The 3339-nt window shown below is 63.0% G+C and carries 4 protein-coding genes and 1 pseudogene; all 5 read right to left on the reverse strand.

Annotated elements, in window-relative coordinates:
- Positions 1 to 428: prephenate dehydrogenase/arogenate dehydrogenase family protein (locus tag WBV42_RS08085; protein ID WP_423985573.1), on the reverse strand; the 428-nt coding region annotated here is incomplete at its 3' end.
- 54 nt (positions 429 to 482) lie between these two features.
- Positions 483 to 935 carry an ester cyclase gene (locus tag WBV42_RS08090; RefSeq protein ID WP_423985574.1) on the reverse strand — a complete coding sequence of 151 codons (453 nt, stop codon included), beginning with the start codon at positions 933 to 935 and terminating at the stop codon, positions 483 to 485.
- Positions 936 to 1098: 163 nt separating this feature from the next.
- Positions 1099 to 1548 carry an ester cyclase gene (locus tag WBV42_RS08095; protein ID WP_423985575.1) on the reverse strand — a complete coding sequence of 150 codons (450 nt, stop codon included), beginning with the start codon at positions 1546 to 1548 and terminating at the stop codon, positions 1099 to 1101.
- Between the two features lie 262 nt (positions 1549 to 1810).
- Entirely contained in the window at positions 1811 to 2989 is a 1179-nt protein-coding gene (locus WBV42_RS08100) for a M24 family metallopeptidase (RefSeq protein WP_423985576.1), read from the reverse strand.
- A 113-nt stretch (positions 2990 to 3102) separates the two neighbouring features.
- A pseudogene (locus WBV42_RS08105) lies at positions 3103 to 3339 on the reverse strand (hypothetical protein); the annotation flags it as partial.

Genomic DNA, 3339 nt, shown 5'->3' on the forward strand with positions numbered 1-3339 from the left:
GTGTTTCCGCGGGAGTCGATGGCCGCGAGGAGGGTGTCGGTGACCGACCCGGATTCGTCGGTCACGACCGCGACGTTTCCCGGCGCGGTGTCGGCACCGAAGAGCGGGTGGAGGCTCACCCGTTCCAACGTGGGTGCGTGTTCGTCCATCGCGTCGAGCGGGGTGGCCATGACGCCCGTCACGTCGATGATGGCCCGTTCGGCCTTCGACGCGTGGTCAGCGATCGCTTCCGCGACTGCGGGTATCGGTACGGCGAGACAGACGGCGTCGAAGGTTTCGTCGGTGTCAAGCGCGACCGCTCGCCCACCGACCACCCTCGCGGCATCCTCCGCCACCTTCGGCTCCGCGTCGGCGAACGCGAGGTCGGCCGGTATCGACTCGGCGAACCAGCGACCCATCGCGCCCGCCCCGACGACGAGTACGTTCATTGGCTTCGGATTGGAACGGTTCGCCCAAAAGGGGTTCGTTTGCTCGGGTTCGGTTCAGTCCGAGCGGTCAGGTTGTCGCGGAAGTTCGACGATACCGAGTTGTTCGAGCAGTCCCAGCGCGTCGTCGTTGACGTAGCGTTTCGCCAGTTTGCCGTCCCGCAGGTGGTCCACGACGATACCGGTGACGTCTATCTCCTTCCCCGTCGGTTCGTTACCCATCAGTTCGCCGTCGTTCGTCGCCCGCGTCCTGTACCGTGTCACCACGACGTCGTCCACCGCGTGCATCTCCTCCACGTGGTGTTTCATCCCCGAGAAGGCGTCGTGGAACCGCTCCACTATCGCACGATACTCGGCGGGGCCGCGTGCCGGTTCGTCGAGCATCGGATTGTGAAAGACGAAGTCATCGGTCACGAGGTCGGGAATCACGTCGAGATCGCCTTCGCTGTCCCATACGTGCTGAATCTCCCGCCGGACGAGCGCTTCGTTGTCCGCCGTTTTGATACTCATTTCATCTCCCCTCCACGCCCCCCGGACGGTGGGAGCGAGCATAAGCCGAACATATCGTTCGCCCGAATTTGCCCGTTGAACGGCGGGAAACGTCGCGTGGTCCGACAGCGGAAGCTCGTTTCGTGAGCCAAAAAACAGGTCGGGGTCGGTTCCGCCGTCCCGATTACTCCTCGAACTCCCGCATCTCGGGCGGCAGTTCGATCACGCCGAGTTGGACGAGCATGCCGAGTTCGTCGGCGTTCTCGTATCGTTCGCGTATCTTCCCGTCCTCCAGTCGGTCGATGATGATGCCCGTCATCTCGATGCGTTCGTTGGTCGGTTCCTTGCCCATCATCCCGCCGGTGTTGGTCCCCCGCATGGTGTACCGAACGACCACCTCGTCGTCCGACGAGATGACGTCCTCGATGTCCATGTCGAAGTCCGAAAACATCTTTCGGGTCTCCTCGGCCATTTCGCGGTACTCCGCCGGACCGTTGATCTCCATCATCGACGTGTGATAGACGAAGTCGTCCGTCACGGTGTCGTCGATGGCGTTCAGGTCGCCGTCGCTGCTCCATACCTCCTCGATGTCGCGGCGGACGACCGTCTCGTTGTCAGTTGTTCCGATACTCATCGTTGTTCCCCCCGCAGTTTGAGTAGGTCAAGCAGGAGAATAAAGCGCGCCATCGTTCAGCGGGAAACGAAGGGTGGACGGGTCGTAACGTGGGATGGGTCGATGGACAGCGCGGGTTTCGAGCGCTCCACGCTACCGTTTTGCCGGGTGAACGAAATTCGTCGGCCACGATTCCACTTTTCCGAACATGAATATTGGCCGTTCGACCGGGAGAAATCCGCTGCTACCACGGAATCGGGCGAAAGAAAAGCGGACGGGCGACCTACTTGTCGTCCACGACGAGTTGAATCGGGTACTCCGTCAGATTCTCGTAGCCGTCCTCGGTGACGACGGCGATGTCCTCGATGCGGACGCCGCCGACCGCCGGGTCGTAGAGTCCGGGTTCGATGGTGACGATGTGGCCGGGTTTCAGTTCGCCGCCACTGGGGCTGACCTTCGGGAGTTCGTGCACGTCGAGGCCGACGCCGTGACCCGTGCTGTGGATGAATCCCGTCTCGGCGTTCGGGTTGCTTCGGAGCGTGTCGTAGCCCGCGTCCTCGTACACGTCGCACACGGCCGCGTGAACCTCCTCGCCTGTCGCGCCGGGTTCGAGTGCGTCGAAGGCGGCGTCGAACGCCTCGTGGGTGAGTTCGTAGTACTCCCGAATCTCCGCCGAGGGCTCGCCCTTGACGAACGTCCGGGTCATGTCGGCGTGATACTTCGAGGACTTGTCCTTCGGGAAGATGTCGATGATGATGGCCTCGTCGGCGGCGAGCGGTCCGCTCCCACGGTTGTGCGGGTCGGCGGCCGCGGAGCCACACGCCACGATGGTCTCGTCCAGCGCGCCCCCGTGGCGCAGCAGCGTGACCTCTATCTCCTCCTTCACGCGCTCGCTGGTCAGCGGTTCACCCTCGTAGTGGAGCACGCCGTCCTCGACCGTCGCCGCGGCGATCAGGTCCTCGGCGGCGTGCATGGACGCCTCGTTGGCCTTCTGTGCGACGCGGATGTGTTCGACCTCGTCGTCGGTCTTCGTCGAACGGATTCCCTCGACGACCGCGGTCTCGTCGGGCGTCACCGTCACGCCGTGTTCACGCAGGCCGTCCGCGATGCCGACCGGGAACCGACTGGGTACCGCGACCGATTCGACGCCCTCGTTGGCGAGAAATTCGGCGAGAACGCGGTACTCCGCCTCCTCGGAACCGTACTCCGCGACCTTCGAGAAGTAGTCGTAGTCGGACATGCGGGAGACGCTTTCCGCGTTGCTCTCCTTTTTGGCCCGCCCGTACTCCAGACTGGAGACGAGGAGGTGAACGCCGTCCGCGTACAGCGTCGTGAACGGGTCGGGTGCGTCGAAACCGGAGAGATACAGTTGGTCGGAATCCGTCGAGTCGGCGTCGATGAGGAAGCCATCGACGTCCATCGTATCGAGCGCGGAATCCAGTGCCGAGAGGTCCTGTTCCATGTCCTTCGTCACAGAAGGAACCACCAAAACGGTGTCGGAGAGGGAACGCCTTTCCGGCAACATCGCCCGGAAATCGGCTGTGAGGCGGCGTTACAATCGAAAACGGTGGGTGCCTATCCGCCGACCTGCCACGGAAGTCGGCGGTGCGAAAAGTGCTGTCGGCGTATCCCCTCGATGATTGCCACGATTCCACCGAGGACTAACGCAATCACCGCCAATCCCGGAGGCTTCGTCGCGGCGAAGTACGTCTCGTGGCTGAAGGTGTAGTACGTGTCCCCTTTGACTACGGTCACCTTCCCGCCGGTGAGCGATTGCCCGTGACCCGGAATCGTGGTGGCAGTGTCCAGCGT

The organism is Haladaptatus sp. (assembly GCF_049589095.1).
Taxonomy (GTDB): Archaea; Halobacteriota; Halobacteria; order Halobacteriales; family Haladaptataceae; genus Haladaptatus.